The sequence below is a fragment of the Intrasporangium sp. DVR genome (assembly GCF_040365325.1).
In the GTDB taxonomy this organism is placed as follows: domain Bacteria; phylum Actinomycetota; class Actinomycetes; order Actinomycetales; family Dermatophilaceae; genus Intrasporangium.
This window is the reverse complement of sequence record NZ_BAABZW010000016.1, coordinates 1-15,758: the sequence shown is the minus strand read 5'-3', so window position 1 is coordinate 15,758 and position 15,758 is coordinate 1. Positions and strand designations below refer to the sequence as shown.

General features: G+C 72.2%; 15 protein-coding genes. 1 reads left to right on the top strand and 14 read right to left on the bottom strand.

Going from position 1 to position 15,758, the window contains the following annotated elements; genetic code table 11:
- Positions 1 to 118: 118 nt before the first annotated feature.
- The 14 genes from ABWV20_RS12145 to ABWV20_RS12080 all read right to left on the bottom strand — a co-directional run bounded on the left by ABWV20_RS12145 (position 119) and on the right by ABWV20_RS12080 (position 15,094).
- A complete protein-coding gene (locus ABWV20_RS12145) occupies positions 119 to 508 on the bottom strand; it encodes a YchJ family protein (protein WP_353355424.1) in 390 nt (129 codons plus the stop codon).
- Positions 505 to 1,197, bottom strand: a complete 693-nt coding sequence (locus tag ABWV20_RS12140) for an NUDIX domain-containing protein (RefSeq protein WP_353355423.1) — start codon at positions 1,195 to 1,197, stop codon at positions 505 to 507. Before ABWV20_RS12140 ends, ABWV20_RS12145 begins: the two co-directional genes overlap by 4 nt.
- Positions 1,194 to 2,978, bottom strand: a complete 1,785-nt coding sequence (gene pyrG, locus ABWV20_RS12135; RefSeq protein WP_353355422.1) for a CTP synthase — start codon at positions 2,976 to 2,978, stop codon at positions 1,194 to 1,196. Before pyrG ends, ABWV20_RS12140 begins: the two co-directional genes overlap by 4 nt.
- Before the next feature lie 16 nt (positions 2,979 to 2,994).
- Entirely contained in the window at positions 2,995 to 4,236 is a 1,242-nt protein-coding gene (locus tag ABWV20_RS12130; RefSeq protein WP_353355421.1) for a glycosyltransferase family 4 protein, read from the bottom strand.
- Positions 4,233 to 5,987 carry a murein biosynthesis integral membrane protein MurJ gene (gene murJ / locus ABWV20_RS12125; protein ID WP_353355420.1) on the bottom strand — a complete coding sequence of 585 codons (1,755 nt, stop codon included), beginning with the start codon at positions 5,985 to 5,987 and terminating at the stop codon, positions 4,233 to 4,235. The genes ABWV20_RS12130 and murJ overlap by 4 nt, the downstream gene beginning before the upstream one ends.
- Positions 5,984 to 6,907, bottom strand: coding sequence for a hypothetical protein (locus tag ABWV20_RS12120; protein WP_353355419.1), 924 nt, complete (start codon positions 6,905 to 6,907; stop codon positions 5,984 to 5,986). Before ABWV20_RS12120 ends, murJ begins: the two co-directional genes overlap by 4 nt.
- A gap of 101 nt (positions 6,908 to 7,008) precedes the next feature.
- On the bottom strand, positions 7,009 to 7,953 hold the full coding sequence (locus ABWV20_RS12115; protein ID WP_353355418.1) for a copper transporter: 945 nt from the start codon (positions 7,951 to 7,953) through the stop codon (positions 7,009 to 7,011).
- The gene (steA, locus tag ABWV20_RS12110; RefSeq protein ID WP_353355417.1) at positions 7,950 to 9,131 is read right to left on the bottom strand and encodes a putative cytokinetic ring protein SteA; all 1,182 of its coding nucleotides are present in this window, start codon (positions 9,129 to 9,131) and stop codon (positions 7,950 to 7,952) included. The genes ABWV20_RS12115 and steA overlap by 4 nt, the downstream gene beginning before the upstream one ends.
- Positions 9,132 to 9,209: 78 nt before the next feature.
- A complete protein-coding gene (locus ABWV20_RS12105) occupies positions 9,210 to 11,087 on the bottom strand; it encodes a DNA repair protein RecN (RefSeq protein WP_353355416.1) in 1,878 nt (625 codons plus the stop codon).
- Between the two features lie 9 nt (positions 11,088 to 11,096).
- Positions 11,097 to 12,182, bottom strand: coding sequence for an NAD kinase (locus ABWV20_RS12100; RefSeq protein ID WP_353355415.1), 1,086 nt, complete (start codon positions 12,180 to 12,182; stop codon positions 11,097 to 11,099).
- Positions 12,179 to 12,982, bottom strand: a complete 804-nt coding sequence (locus ABWV20_RS12095) for a TlyA family RNA methyltransferase (RefSeq protein ID WP_353355414.1) — start codon at positions 12,980 to 12,982, stop codon at positions 12,179 to 12,181. Before ABWV20_RS12095 ends, ABWV20_RS12100 begins: the two co-directional genes overlap by 4 nt.
- A complete protein-coding gene (locus tag ABWV20_RS12090; protein ID WP_353355413.1) occupies positions 12,979 to 13,263 on the bottom strand; it encodes a hypothetical protein in 285 nt (94 codons plus the stop codon). The genes ABWV20_RS12095 and ABWV20_RS12090 overlap by 4 nt, the downstream gene beginning before the upstream one ends.
- A gap of 68 nt (positions 13,264 to 13,331) precedes the next feature.
- Positions 13,332 to 14,429 (bottom strand): HAD-IIA family hydrolase, encoded by a 1,098-nt coding sequence (locus tag ABWV20_RS12085; protein ID WP_353355412.1) that lies wholly within the window; start codon positions 14,427 to 14,429, stop codon positions 13,332 to 13,334.
- 53 nt (positions 14,430 to 14,482) lie between these two features.
- Positions 14,483 to 15,094: a tetratricopeptide repeat protein gene (locus ABWV20_RS12080; RefSeq protein ID WP_353355411.1), complete on the bottom strand. Its 612-nt coding sequence runs from the start codon at positions 15,092 to 15,094 to the stop codon at positions 14,483 to 14,485.
- Between the two features lie 6 nt (positions 15,095 to 15,100).
- Here ABWV20_RS12080 and ABWV20_RS12075 point away from each other — a divergent pair, with 6 nt between their 5' ends.
- Positions 15,101 to 15,703 (top strand): hypothetical protein, encoded by a 603-nt coding sequence (locus ABWV20_RS12075; RefSeq protein WP_353355410.1) that lies wholly within the window; start codon positions 15,101 to 15,103, stop codon positions 15,701 to 15,703.
- The last annotated feature ends 55 nt before the right edge of the window (positions 15,704 to 15,758 follow it).

Below are 15,758 nucleotides of genomic sequence, written 5' to 3'. Positions count from 1 at the left end.
CACCGGGTCGGTGGTCGGGGTGCGCGCCACCCTGCCGGGCTGATCGGGTCGATCCGGGCCGGCGAGGGTCAGCACGGGTCAGCACGGTTCGACAGGGGTCGGCAGGGGTTGACAGGGGTCAGGACGGATCCGCGTCGAGGTAGAACCATCGGCCGGCTCGCCGGGCGAACCGGCTGACCTCGTGGAGCTCTCCGTGGCCGTGGGGTCCGCGGTTGCGCGCGACGAACTCGACGGTCCCCATGTCGTCGTCCGGTCCGCCGGCCTCGACACGGACGATCCTCAGCCCCTCCCACGCGACGTCGGGGTCGACGAGGGGCCGGTCAGGGCGGGTCCGCGGGTGCCAGGTCCGGAAGACGTGGTCGGCCTGGTGCAGGGCGTAGGCCGTGTAGCGGGACCGCATCAGCTCCTCTGCCGTGAGCGCCGGTCGAACACCGTCGAGCACCGGCTCGCAACACTCGGCGTAGGCGCCGCCCCCGCAGGGGCACGCCCGGCCCGCGATCCTCGTCATGAGCCGTGGCTCGACGGGCGGGGCCGGCGTTGGGCTTCCCAGGCGGGCCACGGGGCGTCCTTGGGGCGCAGCGTTGCCCAGCCGGAGGCGCGCGACGCGTGGGCAGCGAGGATGCCGATGAGGGCCGCGCTGTTGCTGATGCGGGCCGACAGGGCCGCCTGGTGCGCCTCGTCGAGCGGCACCCACAACGGCCGGATCGTCAGCTCCTCGGCATGCCGCTCGTGGAGGTGCTCCCCGGGCACGTCGGTCAGGTCGCGGGCGAGGAAGATGCGGACCGGCTCGGGGAACGCCCCCGCGGACACCACCTCGTCGATGAGCACGTCCCACTGGCCCGCGACGAGGTCGACCTCCTCGGCGAGCTCACGGGCCGCCGCCCTCCACTGCGGCTCGCCGGGCACGTCGAGCAACCCGGCGGGCAGCTCCCAGACGTGCCCGCGCGTGGCGTGACGGTACTGGCGGATGAGCAGGACATGGTCCACCCCGTCGAAGGGCTGCAGGGCGACGACCGCCACCGCCCCGGGATGCTCGATGAACTCCCTGACCACGAGGCCGCCCTCACCGAGGTCGACCCGGTCACGACGCACGTCGAAGATCACGCCCGAGTAGGGCACGGACGACTCGACGACCGGCGCCGAGCCCCATTCCTCGACGACGTCCGAGAAGCTCCCCCTCGGGGCAGCGAGGCTCACTCGGACTCGATGGCGACCGGCACCCGCCCCGCGTCCGCGCTCCGCTCGGCGGAGTCGGGCTCGGCAGCTGGTCCGGCGTCGGCGTGCGGTAGCCCGTCCTCGTCGAGGGCGTGCTTGGGGCGCTCCACCTCGACGAGCCGCTCGGCGCGCTGCTGCTCGAGTGCGGCGCCGATCAGCCCGGCGAAGAGCGGGTGCGCCCGGTTGGGGCGCGAGAGGAACTCGGGATGGGCCTGGGTCGACACGTAGTAGGGGTGCACGTCCCGGGGCAGTTCGACGAACTCGACGAGGTGCCCGTCGGGCGAGGTGCCGGAGATGACGAGTCCGGCCTCCTCGAGCCGGTCGCGGTAGCCGTTGTTGACCTCGTAGCGATGGCGGTGGCGCTCCTTGACCTCCGCGGTCCCGTAGCTTTCGCGGATGACGGAGCCGGCCTTCAGGTGGGCCGGGTAGAGGCCGAGCCGCATCGTGCCACCCAGGTCTCCGGCGCCGTCGACGAAGGCCTTCTGCTCCTCCATCGTGGCGATCACGGGGTCAGGCGTCTGCGGGTCGAACTCCGTGGAGGACGCGCCGGTGACGCCGAGCACCGACCGCGCGTACTCGATGACCATGCACTGCAGGCCGAGGCAGATTCCGAGGGTCGGGACCTGCCGCTCACGAGCCCACGTCAGGGCGCCGAGCTTGCCCTCGATGCCGCGGACGCCGAAGCCTCCGGGGACGAGGACGGCGTCGACTCCTCCGAGGGCATGCTGCGCGCCGGCGGGGGTCTGGCACTCGTCGGACGCCACCCAACGGATCCGGACCTTGGCGTCGTGGTGGAAACCGCCGGCCCGCAGCGCCTCGGTGACGGACAGGTAGGCGTCGGGCAGGTCGATGTACTTGCCGACGAGAGCCACCTCGACGTCGTGCTCGGGATCGTGCACCCGCTGGAGCAGCTGGTCCCACTCGGTCCAGTCGACGTCGCGGAACCCGAGTCCGAGCCGACGGATGACGTAGGCGTCGAGGCCCTCCCGGTGGAGCACCTTGGGAATGTCGTAGATGCTCGGGGCGTCGACGGCGGCGGCCACGGCGTCGACGTCGACGTCGCACATGAGCGAGATCTTGCGTTTGATCGGCTCCGGGATGTCGCGGTCGGCGCGCAGCACGAGGCCGTCGGGCTGGATGCCGACCTGCCGCAGGGCGGCGACCGAGTGCTGGGTCGGCTTGGTCTTCAGCTCACCGCTGGGCGCGATGTAGGGCACGAGCGAGACGTGCAGGAAGAAGCAGTTCTCCCGGCCGATGAGGTGCCGGACCTGCCGCGCCGCCTCGAGGAAGGGCAGCGACTCGATGTCGCCGACGGTGCCACCGATCTCGGTGATGATGACGTCCGGCGCGTCGGGCGTCCCCGTGGCGAGGTCGCGCATCCGGGCCACGATCTCGTTCGTGATGTGCGGGATGACCTGGACGGTGTCGCCGAGGTACTCGCCGCGACGCTCCTTGGCGATGACCTTGTTGTAGACCTGCCCGGTCGTCACGTTGGCGCTGCCGACGAGGTTGACGTCGAGGAACCGCTCGTAGTGGCCGATGTCGAGGTCGGTCTCGGCGCCGTCGTCGGTCACGAAGACCTCACCGTGCTGGAACGGGTTCATCGTTCCGGGGTCGACGTTGATGTACGGGTCGAGCTTCTGCATCGTGACCCGCAGGCCACGGGATCGAAGCAGTCGGCCGAGGCTGGAAGCCGTCAAGCCCTTGCCGAGGGATGAGGCGACGCCTCCGGTCACAAAGATGTGCTTCGTCGTTTCCACCACGGGCTTTAAGTCTACGTCATGAGTGGAGTGCTGCTGTGTAGCGCGACACCCAGCGGCGCGCCTCCTCCTCCGGTGACGCCCACGTCCCCGCTCGGGCTCGCGCCGCCGCCCCCAGGCGCTCACGCAGCGCGTGGTCCCCCAGAACCGCGTCGACGGCCTCCGCAACCGCAGTCGAATCCCCCACGGGCACAAGCAGGCCCGCGTCGCCGACGAGGTCGGGCAGGCCACCGGTGCGGGTGGTGACGACGGGCAGGCCGGAGGCCATCGCCTCCTGGACGACGAGGGCCCGGGCCTCCCACCGACTGGTCAGGACGAAGACGTCGGCGGCGCGAAGCCAGTGCTCGACGTCACGCTGGGCCCCGACGAAGCGCAGGGGTATGCCGCTGAGCTCGCTCTCGAGCGAAGCCCGGAGCCGCTCGTCCCCGCCTCCCACGACGACCCAGGTAGCGGGGGCCCGCGCCGCACGCGCGGCCGCGACGAGGGTCACCAGGTCCTTCTGTGGTGCGACCCGGGCGATGGTGAGAACGAGCGGACGGCTGTCGTCGATGCTGTGGCCCGCAGCTCGAAGGGCGACACGGGCGGCGCGGCGCTCCCGGTCGTCGGGGGGCGACGTCGCGAGGATGCGCTCGACCGCGGGTGAGGCGACGGTGGCGAGCTCCGCACGGGCGGCACCGAGCCGGCGGGCCAGGTCGACGAGGTCGGCGCTCGCCCCCGTCACGAGCGTGGCGCGCCCGAGAGCCCACCGTAGGAGTGTGCGGACCACGGCGGCCACCACACCACGAGTGGCCCCACCACCCACACCACGAGTGGCCCCACCACCCACACCACGAGTGGCCCCACCACCCACACCACGAGTGGCCCCACCACCCACACCACGAGTGGCCCCACCACCCACAGGTCGGGTGGCCACGCCCCCGGGAACGGTGTTGTGGAGCGAGACAACGAGGCCCGGGCGGGGCTTGGCCCGGGCCACTGCGACGGCAGCGACGAAGGCTGCCTGGTGACCGTGCGCGTGGACGACGTCTACCGTTCCGGCGAGGTTCTTGAGCAGGTGCCAGTCCACGAGCCCGCGCGGCGCCGACCAGCCCCGGTGCACCGGCCACAGGCGTCGGGCGCCGGCCCAGTCGAAGGCCGTCGCCGTGGATTCCGAGGTCGCGATGACGACCTCGTGCCCGGCGGCTTCGAGATCCTGCGACAGTCGGTCGACATGGGCTCCGATCCCTCCGGTCGAGTCGCCGAGGACCATGAGAACCCTCATGCTGCCCCTCCCCCGGTCGTCGTCCGGGCTTCCGGTGCTGCCGAGGCACGCAGACCTCGGAGCCTTCTCGGCAGCGTCGGGTCGACGGCGAGCGCGACCAGTCCCATGACGAGGATCGCACCGGCTCCGATGGCGGTCCCGGCGCCGAGCGCGCCGAGAAGGTGGTCGCTCTGGGCCCGTGAGCCGACGGACCAGCCTGCGAGAGCGGCGACGAGCGCCCCGGTCAGGATGGCGAGGAGAGGACGCCACGGCACCGACAGGACCGAGCGGCCCCACTCCCGCCTCACGAGGACCGCGAGCGCCACCGCGCCACCGCCCAGCCCCACGCTGGAGCCGAGCGCCAGGACCCACAGGGTCCTGGGCCCGTCAGTGGCCCCCGGCTCCAGCACGGCGAGGGCGGGCACCGTCGTGGCGAGCCAGGCGAGGCCGACGACCGCACCCGCGAGAACCGCCTTCTCGCGCAGGTAGCAGGCGCGGCTCAGCAGGGCGATCGCGCCCAGGGCCGGGACAGACGGGGCGAAGGCAGCGAGCGCCTGCGACATCGTGGCGAGGGTGCGCGCCGAGGCATCGGTACCACCGCCGGCGTCGAGGAGCCTGAAGAAGGCACCGACGGGCCCGGCGACCGCGACGAGGAGGCCCGCACCCGCGATTCCCACGGCGAGGACGGCGAACCAGCTGTGGCGCAGCGTCGTGTCGGCCTCGCGGACGGCGTCGGCGTCGCCTCCGCGACCGGGTGTGTCCTGCACCGCCTGCCTGCCGATGTGGGACCCACCGCGAGCGCCGGTCTCGACCCGGGCGACGGCTCGAGCGAGGCTGGGAAAGGCCGCGGTCGCGAGCGGGACCGCGAGCACGGCGTAGGGAAGGAGCATGACCGCCTGGGCGTACGTGAACACGTTGAGCGTCCCCACTCCGCCGCGGTCGTTGGCCAGCCGGATGACCACGAGAGTCGCCAGCTGCTGTCCGGCGACGGCCAGAAGTCCAGCCACGGCCAGTGACCGGACCCGTCGGCCGGCGCCTACCGGGAAGCCCAGCCGGGGGCGGAGGCGGAGCCTGGCGGATCGGAGCGGAAGGGCCAGCGTCAACGCCATGGCGGCCACGCCGAGCGTCGTCCCCACGGCAAGGACGAGCACGCCCTGGGTCGGGATGGCGGAGATCGGTGCTGCTGGGTCCGGCACGAGTCCCCGGTAGGAGAGGTAGGTGGCGATGACGACCACGCTGGAGATGAGTGGAGCGAGAGCAGCCGCGACGAAGCGTCGGTGGGCCTGGAGGATCCCACCCAGGACGATGGCGATCCCGTACAGCGGGAGCTGGGCGGAGAAGATGACGAGGAACTCGGCACCGAGGTCGGCCTCCCCCGAGCACCCCGTGCCGAGGAGCGTCGCGGCGATCGGTCGGGCAGCGAGTAGGACGAGGGCGCCGAGCGGGAGCAGCACGAGCAGTGCCCACGTGAGCAGGGCGGAGGCCGTGTCGTCCGCCGCGCGGCGGTTGTCCCGTGCGAGCGCCCCCGCGACAAGGGGCACCACCACCGCGGCCAGGACACCACCCGCAGCGATCTCGAAGATGACGTTGGGCACGGCGTTGACCGACTGGTAGACGCTTCCCACGCAGGTCGCACCCACGGAGTGCGAGAACGCGAACCACCTGCCGAAGCCGACGACTCGCGCGACCAGCGTGATCGCGGCGATGGATCCGGCCGCCGCGACCACCGTGCGCACGACGGGCGAGGGCCCTGACGGTGGTCTCGCACTCATGGCCTGACCCGACCCCACTCGTCCAGCCGGCGCAACCCGTCGTGGGCTTCGATGACCTGCGTGAAGCTGACCCGCTCGGACGCGAGGGTCAGGGCCGCGAGGCAGGCGAGCGCGACCACCCTGCCACGCAGGCCGGTGGCCTCGACCAGGGCAAGCCCGACGAGGGCTCCGGCGGCGTTGGCGCCCGTGTCCCCGAGCATGGAGGTCCCGGCCAGGTCGTCACCGAGGGCCACGAGGGAGGCACCGAGACCCGCTCCGGCCGGGGCGGACCCGAGCACCGCGAGCGGCGCTGCCGACAGGACGACCACCTTGAGCGCCCGGCCGGGACGCAGGTCGAAGAGGTTGACCGCGTTCGCTGCTCCTGCGACGACCCCGCCCCCCACGAGTGTCCCGAGAACCCCCTGCGACGGCCGGACCGTTGCCCGACGGCTGGTGCTGGGATCTGCCGTGCAGCCTCGCTTCGTGCGATCGGCCACGAAGGCGCTCGCGAGACCGGTCGCGGCGAGGCCGGCGACCTTGATCGCCCCGGTGGTGACCTGCCCCCTGCGCAGGGCACCGAGGTGCCCCTTCAGACCCTTGCTCGAGGCAGTCCCGACGAGGTCGTCGAGCGCCCCCAGCGCTCCGCCGGCGACGAGGAGCCCGGCGACGTGGGCCCATCCCCTGGCGCCATCACCTCTCCGGCGGCGCGGGACGGTTGCGCGTGCCGCGACGAGCCCGGTCAGGGCACCGGTGATCCACACAGGGCCCTCGAGCAGGGTCACTGGTCGCCCTGCGTGGTTGATGCGCTCCCACGGCTCGCGCGCCGACTGGGGCAGCCACGCCGAGAGCCGTCGCGCCGCAGCAGCACCCACGGCGGCGCCGAGGGCGGCTGCGACAGCGGTCGCGACGCCATCCAGACCTGCGGTCCCCGAGGGCTGCACCGCCCCTCGCTCTTTGCCGCGGTCGTCTGCAGGTGCGTCGAGGACACCCGGGACACCAGCACCCCCGCCTGGGCCAGGTCTGCCCTGGCCACGGCGCTGGATCACTGAGCCACCCTCGGCGACGCCGCCGTCGCTCCGTCGGCCGACCCGTAGTGGCCGATCTCGCCGGCAAGCTCCGACTCCAGCGCGAGGACGACGATCGCCGGACCTGAGGGCTCGCTCGCGTGGTCGACCGTGGAGATGAGACGGGACGCTGCATCGACACTTCGGATCGAGGCAACCGCATCGGAGCTGACCGGCTGGCCGGCAGCCCTGACAGGTTGCGGGCCGGCGACGACGGCACCGGCGGAGTTCTCCGCCACGAGGCGGGCCAGGGTGCGGATGGTCTCGCCTTGCCGCTGGACCTCGGCCGCGTCGCCCGAGATGGGGCCCGAGACGATGACGGCGAGGTCAGCCGGCTCGAGCTGGTCAGTCGTGGAGTCGACCAGGTCGGCATCGCTCAGTGTCTTGAGAGCCGCCGTGCGCGACTCCGATGCCGACACGACGTCGGTGCTCACGGTGAGGCGCGCGAGGGCCTCGGCGAGGAGGGCGTCACCGGACAGCGGCGACGACATTCCGAGCGTCGACGCCGCCGCCGACGCGGCCTCGCTGCGCTCGGAGGAGAGGGCCGGGTCGAACCAGTCGTTGCCTACGGTTACCGTGGCGTTCAGCGTCGCACCGCTGGTCGTCACCGCCTCCTCGAGGAGGTCCACCAGTGCCCCGTCGGCGGACGGCAGGACGATGAGGACCACCTCGTGCCCGGTCAGTGCGCCGTCGATGACACGGTCGGAGATGGCCGCCGCGTACTCGTTGCCGGCAGCGACCCGCCGCTCACTCGCAGCCAGCTGGTCGTTGAGGTCCTGCTTCTCGGTGCGCAGGGCAGCCACCTGGTCGGTCAGCTGCGTGCCGAGGTTGGCCTGCAGGGGCCCGGCACCGAGAACGATGCCGACGGCCAGTGCGAGGAAGATCGAGATGATGGAGACGAGGTGATAGCGGAAGTCGATCACGTGAAGATCCCCACGACGGCGGTCCAGAGGTCGTCCCACTTCGCGGCGATCACCTGCAGCCACGCCTGGCCGGCCGGCGTGGCCGCGACGGCGACGAAGAGGGCGAACAGGCCGACGAGGAGCATGAGCAGGAGCAGCCGAGCCGGCAGGCGGGCCTGGTAGAGGCGGCTCACCCCTTTGGCGTCGACGAGCTTGCCGCCGACGCGCAGGCGGGTGAGGAACGTCGATGCCTGGCCGTCACGGCCCTTGTCGAGGAACTCGACCAAGGTCACGTGGGTGCCCACGGCCACGATGAGCTCGGCGCCCGCGTCATCGGCGAGGAGCATGGCGACGTCCTCGCTCGTGCCCGCCGCCGGAAAGACGACCGGCGTGAGTCCGAGCGCTTCGACCCGCGCCAGTCCCGGCGCGCGTCCGTCGCGGTAGGCGTGCACGACGATCTCGGCCCCGCAGCGAAGGGCGCGGTCCGACACGGAGTCCATGTCGCCGACGATGAGGTCAGGTTGGTACCCCGCTTCGAGGATGGCGTCGGCACCGCCGTCGACACCGATGAGCAGGGGGCGGTACTCGCGAATGTAGGGACGCAGGGTCTGCAGGTCCTCCCGGTAGTGGTACCCGCGCACGACGACCAGAGTGTGGCGTCCCTCGATCTTGGTCCTGATGGGCGGAATGCCGATGCCGTCGAGCAGCAGCTCGCGCTCCTTGCGGATGAACTCCATCGTGTTCGTCGCGAACGCCTCGATCTGCACCGCCAGGCCGGCCCGGGCGTCGTGCATCTGCGACTGGATCTCGTCCGCGTCGAGGACACGACCCGTCGCGACCTTCCTTGTCCCGTGCCAGAGGTCGCCGCCGTCCAGGCGCAGCTCGTCGCCGTCGTGCAGGTCCATGACCGCGGGACCTGCGATGTCGAGGATCGGGATGCCGGCCTCGTTGAGGATGAGCGGACCGACGTTGGGGTACCGCCCGGATATCGACGCGGATGCGTTGACGACCGCTGCAGGACGAGTTGCCACGAGGGCGTCGGCGCTCACCTTGTCGAGGTCGAGGTGGTCGATCACGGCGATGTCCCCGGCTCGGAGGCGCTTCGTGAGGTTTTTCGTCCGGGTATCGACGCGGGCAGGGCCGACCACCCCGGCGCCCGTGGCAGGGACGTGGGTGCGGCGGCGAAGAGACATGGCCATGGTTGCACCCATCGTGCCACGCCCGGGCAACCGCGCTGGCACCGCACCGCGGGCTCCGACCAGGGGTGACTCGCCCGCTCAGGCGGCCCCGGCCCGGGAGCCCCGAATGGCGGCGGTCTGCTCGAGCAGGTCGCGGGCATGGGCGAGTCCCGCCTCCGAGTTGGGGTCTCCGCCCATCATCCGGGAGAGCTCACGGAGACGCTCGTCGCCGTCGACGACGGTGACGCTGCTCGAGGTGACCGCCCCGTCGTCCGACTTGTGCACGACGAGGTGGCGGTCGGCGAAGGCGGCCACCTGAGCGAGATGAGTGACGACGATGACCTGGGCCTGGTCTGCCAGAGCGGCCAGCCGTGCCCCCACGTCGAGGGCGGCGCGTCCGCCGACCCCGGCATCCACCTCGTCGAACACGAAGGTGGGCGGGATCCCGGCCCGACGCGGGACGGTGGGCGGTGCGGCAGCCGCTGACGCAGGAGCCGCTCGGCCGCGGGGAACCCGGTCGTTGCCCGGCTCCCCCATCGACGCGTTCCCGGCCTCGGGGCCGGCAGCAGAGCCCGCGCCGACCACCTCCAGGGCGAGCATGACCCGAGACAGCTCGCCGCCGGAAGCCGCCTTGGCAACGCTTCTCGGCACCGCGCCACGGTTGGCGGCCAACAGGATCTCGACCTCGTCGGCACCGTGGCTGCTGACCCGCACCCGCTCTCCGGAGGGCAGCGCGATCCCGTCCTCGGCGAGGCGTTGCTCGACGCGGACGTCGACGACTGCCTGACCCATGGACAGGTGCGCCAGCTCGGCCGACACGCGCTCGGCGAACTCTGTGGCTGCGGCGGTGCGGGCGGCGGAGAGGTCTGCGGCCGCAGTCGCCAGCTCGGAGGTCAGCTGGTCCACCCGAGACCTCAGCAACTCGACCCGATCGTCGGCCGACACCAGGACGTCGACACGCGCGGCTGCCTGCTGCGACCACGCCAAGACCTCGTCGACGGTCTCGCCGTACTTTCGGGTGAGCCCGGCGAGCGTGGCTCGCCGCTCCTGCACGAACCCCAACCGGTCCGGATCCAGATCGACGTCGTCCAGGTAGGCGGTCAGCTCGGCCGCGACGTCGGTGACCAGGGTCGCCACCTCCTCGAGCCGAGTGTCGAGCTCGCCGAGCCGACCGTCGTGCTCTGCCCCGTGCGACAGCGCTGACCGGGCCGACCCCACCAGGTCGCGGACGTTGGGAGCGGGCTCAGCGGCATACTCGTCTCCGCTGAGGTCAGCGAGGGCGCGACCGGCCGCGAGGCGCAGGCTGTCGGCATGAGCGAGGCGCTCGTCCTCCGCCCGGAGGGCGATGTCCTCCCCCGGCTGCGGGTCCACAGCCTCGATCTCCTCCAGAGCCGCCGTGAGCGAGTCCATCTCGCGAGCTCGCTCACGCGACTCGGCGACGAGCCGGTCGTGCTCGGCTCGGGCGGCTCGCCATGCGTCGTGAAGTCGGCCGACCCGGTCGCGGAGTGCGCCGAGTGCCGCCCCACCGAAGTCGTCGAGCACCTCACGGTGGGCATCGCCCTGCTTGAGTCGCCACTGGTCTGCCTGACCATGCACGGCGACGAGGTGACGGCCGAGCTCCGCGAGCACGCCGACCGGTGCCGTTCGACCGCCCACGTGCGCCCGAGACCGGCCGGCGGCGCTGAGCGACCGGGCGATGACCAGCTCCCCGTCGTCGTGGTCGGCGCCGGCCTCCGCAGCACGCACCAGGGCCGGGTGCCCGGTCGGCAGCTGGACCACGCCCTCGACGAACGCCTGGTCTGCGCCGCTTCGCACCAGTCCCGAGTCAGCGCGCTCGCCGAGAAGCAGGCCGAGGCCCGACACGACCATCGTCTTACCCGCACCCGTCTCACCGGTCAAGACGTTGAGGCCCGGGCTCAGATCGAGCACGGCGTCGTGGATGACCCCGACCCCGCGGATCCTCATCTGGCTGAACACGGGACCACCTTAGGGCCGAGGACCCCCAGCGTCAGGCGTCCCCTCCACCTGGTCGGCCCGTGTCGGGTCAGCGGTGGCGCCACTCGACGCTGTCGCCGAGTCGGCGCCGAGGGCGGGGTGGCCCTCATGGGGGGTGCCGTCGGCGTGGCTCCGGATCCACAGGTCCGGGCGCGGCTGCCCCGTCGGCGGAGCCGCGGTGCGGCGGCCGTCCCCTCGCCACCCGCGCACCGGGAGGTGGAACTTGGCCACGAGGCGGTCGGTGAAGGGCGCGCGTGTCAGACGGGCGAGGCGAACAGGACGGATGCCGCGGCGGACCTCGACGCGGGCACCGGGCGGCAGCTCGATGTGGCGACGTCCGTCGCACCACATGATCCCCAGGACGTCCGTGCCCGTGCGCAGCTCGACCGCCACGTGCGAGTCCGGACCGAGCACCAGCGGGCGGGCGAACAGGGCGTGCGCGCTGTTGGGAACCAGCAACATCGCCTCGACCTGCGGCCAGATGACGGGTCCCCCGGCTGAGAAGGCATATGCGGTCGAACCCGTGGGAGTGGAGACGATGATCCCGTCCCCGCCCCAGCTGGACAGGGGCCGGCCGTCGACCTCGATGGTCAGCTCGAGCATCCGCTCGCGCGCCGCCTTCTCCACGCTCACCTCGTTGAGCGCCCAGCTGCTGGCCACCACCTCGCCATCGAACTTCGCGTCGACGTGCAGGGTCATCCGCTCGTCAACGGTGTACTGGCGGTTGGCGATGTGCTCGACCGTCGCGTCCAGGTCATCCCGCTCCGCCTCGGCGAGGAACCCGACGTGGCCGAGGTTCACCCCGAGCAACGGCACGTCGACGCTGCGGGCGAACTCCGCACCGCGCAGGATCGTCCCGTCACCACCGAGCACCACGACGAGGTCGCACCCCTCGGCGACCAGCTCCTCAGTGGCGATGTGGACGCGCCTGCTGTGCTTGAGGTCGAGGACCTTCGCCTCGTCGGCCTGGAGGGACACGTCGATCCCCAGGTGGGTGAGACGCTTGATGACGCCCTTGGCCACCGTCAACGCCTCGGGACGCCGTGGGTGGGCGACCAGCAGGATGCGGCGGGTCACGGTTCCTCCTCCTGGGCGTCGATCGAGTCCAGCATGTCATCCGCGGACAGGCCGCCGGGCCCCGGGCCGCGTGGCACGAGCCACAGCAGGAACTCCACGTTGCCATCACCGCCCCGGATGGGGCTCGGGGCTGCGCGCCTGACCTCCAGACCCAGGTCCCCCGCCGTCGAGTGAACCGCCCGCAGGACCCTGTGGTGCTCGAGGCGGGAGGTCACCACTCCGGTGCGGCCGAGCCGCTCGCGCCCCACCTCAAACTGAGGCTTGACGAGGACGACGAGGTCGCCGGCGTCGGACACGAGAGGGCGCAGGACCGGCAGGACGAGGGTGAGGGAGATGAAGCTGACGTCGCACACGACGACGTCGAAGGGTCGGCCCAGCGTCGCGGGTCGAACGTCGCGGATGTTGGTTCCAGGCAGGTCGACCACCCGGGGATCGGCAGCAACCTCCTCGACGAGCTGCCCGTGGCCGACGTCGAGGGCAGTGACGTGCGCGGCCCCGTGCTCGAGCAACACCTGGGTGAAACCGCCCGTGCTGGCGCCGACGTCGAGGCAGCGGCGACCGGCCACCTCGATCGGCCAGAGCTCCAGAGCCCGCAGCAGCTTGTGGGCCGCGCGACTGACCCACTGCTCAACGGCCGCGGTCACGACGAGGGTGGCTTCCTCGGATACGGGAATGCTCGGTTTGTGCACCACGCGGCCGTCGATCGTGACGCCACCCGCACGGATGAGATCGCCAGCCTGTGACCGCGATCGAGCCAGTCCCCGCGCGACGAGGACGGCATCGAGGCGGCGACGCGTCACGCGCCACCCAGGTCGCTCAGCCTGGAGCGCAGTGCCGCCTGGGCGCGCTCACCGGCCGAGATGCGCTCGGTCAGGGACCCGGCCTGAGCCGCGGCGACGTCGGCGAGCACGGCGTCGATCACCTCGTCGCCAGTGCGCGGTGTGGCGGCGGCCGGCACCGTGACCTCGAGGGCGCCGGCAGCCTGCTCGTCCTGCGCCTGCTCGTCCTGCGCCTGCTCGTCCTGCGCCTGCTCGTCCTGCGCCTGCTGCTCCTGCTGCGGACCCGGGAACTGCGTGCTCATCCTGCCTCCGTGTGTTGGCCGTACGACGTCCCCACCCGGCGACGCCTCCTGCCCAGCCACCGTAGCGGTTAGGCCCCCGGGGACCCCTCCAACAATCCGTCGAGCTGCTCAGCCGCTCGCTCGACGTCAACGCCACTGGGCTGTCGGGCCATCACCCGGTCGAGCAGTGCCGCCAGACCGGCCCGGACGACCTCGATCGGCCGCGCCGGTCCCGGGTCCACCTCCAGGCCCGAGGTCGAGACGCGGGCCCGGCCACCCGCACAGGTGAACACCCCATCGGCCCTGAGCACAGCGGCATACGGCTGCTCCAGCTCACTCAGGGAGGCGATCACCCAGGTCGGCACACAGCCGTCGAAGCGTCGCAGCAGCTCGCTCGGTCGGTGCACCCCAGTGAGGACCCACACCGAGTCTAGCCCGGCAGCGACGGCCCCGGCGATGTCGGTGTCCAGCCGGTCCCCGACTGCCAGGGTCAGCTGCGGCGGGGTACCGAGCCGGTCCACAGCAGCCCGGTAGAGCGGGGCGTGCGGCTTGCCCACGACACGTGGCTCACGGTCCACCGTGTCCGCCAGCAGGCGCACGTAGGCGCCGTTGCCCGGGGCCAGCCCCCACTCAAGGGGAAGGGTGTCGTCTGCGTTCGTGGCCACCCACACCGCCCCGTTGGTCAGGTGTCTCGCTGCCGCCTCGAAGTCGGCGACAGTGAGCTCGCGCCCCAACCCCTGCAGGACCGCATCGGTCTGCTCGTTCACACCAGGGGAGCTCGGCGCCACCACATCGAGCCCGACTTCGGTGAGAGCTGCGGCCACGCCCGGGCCCCCCAGGGCGAGGACACGACTCCCCGGCGGCAGGCAGGTCGCGAGCTCGGCGGCCCCCGCCTGCGCGCTCGTCACGACCTCCGCCGCCGTGACGCGCAGGCCCAAGGACTCGAGGTGATCAGCCACCTCCGACGGGAGGCGAGACGCGTTGTTCGTCGCGTAGACGATCCGCATGCCCTCGCTCCCGAGCCGCCTCAACACGTCAGGCGCACCCGGAACGGCCCCGGCTCCGCGGTAGACGACACCGTCCAGGTCGCAGACCAGGCCCGAGTAGGCCGTCCTCAGTGGACCGGTCGTACCCCGGGCCAGTGGGCCCAGGACCTCCGCGCCGACGGTCTCGTCAGTCGCCGCCATCGCGTCGGCCTCCGTGGGGGAAAGTTCTCGGGTCCACGCGAGTCACGATCCCGCTAGGGCTCACGGCTCGGGGAGTCCGCGTCCTCATCGAGCTCGGGCGAGAGGTCGACGACCTCGACGCCGTCGAGCTCGTCGAGCCGTTCTGCGGCGTCCGTCATCAGCTCGTGGTCGGCGTCGGCAGCGCGGGCGAACCATTCCCGCGCCTCCGCCGGATCGCCCGCAGCCAGCTTGGCGTCGGCGTAGGCGTAGTAGAGGCGCGCCGCCGATGGCCGGTTGGGGTTGAGCCGGCGGACCAGCGCGGACAAACCGGCGATCGCAGCGTCGAGCTGGCCCAGGTCACGCCGAAGCCCCGAGACGACGATCGCCAGCTCCACCCGGTCATCGATGGCCAGGTTCTCGGCTTCATCGCCCTGCGCGAGCTCGAGCGCCTTCGTGTGGCGTCCGAGGGCCCGCTCGCAGTCGACCATGAGCGGAAGCAGATGGCTCGACCCGGACAACCGCCGCACCGTGCGGAACTCGCTCAGGGCACGAGCCCAGTCCCCCATCCGGTAGGCCACCAGACCCAGGGCTTCCCGGGCCGCCGGAACTCGACCGGCGCGGCGCACGGCAGTCTCCGCGTGGGCCAGGGCAGCCTCCAGGTCGCTGTCGAGAAGCTCCGACACCATCACGAGATGCTGCGCCACACCCTCGGCGTTCTCCTTGGAAAGGGTGCGCAGCTGGTTCTTCACCCCGCGGTCGACCTCGTGGCCGGTGACCCCGTCGCGGATCGCCGGTTCCGGCTTACGAGGCGACTTGGGGGTGAGGCGCGGGCCGCCTCGCCGCTCGAGGTCGGGCCGGCCGCGGCTGGCCTGGCCCTCGCTGCGCTGGCCGTCCCGTCGCTGGCCCTCGCCTGCGCCGCGTCCGCCCCGAGCCCCCTCGCGACCCTCGCCTTCGGAGCGACGCGGTCCGCGGGCGCCACCAGAGGAACTGCGGGCATCCGCGCCCGTCGAGCGGCGGTCGTCACGGCGGTCGTCACGGCGGTCGTCACGGCGGTCGTCACGGCGCTGGTAGCGGGGCCCGTCTCCGGTGGGGCGAGACCCCGCGCGCCGGTCCCCGGTGGGGCGGCGGCGATCGGCGCCCCCGGATCGCGAGCCGTCGCCGGCTTCGCCTCGTCCCGGCCGGCTGCCCTTCCTGTCCCGCTCTTCGCTCATGGCTTCATCCTTCCGCGTCAGGCCGCGATCGCGCCATGCCCCTGGGCTTGGCGCACAAAAAAAGGGTCCCGGACGAATCAATGAAGTTCGTCCGGGACCCTGAATGGTTGTCCGGCTGCGTCCTACTCTCCCACACCGT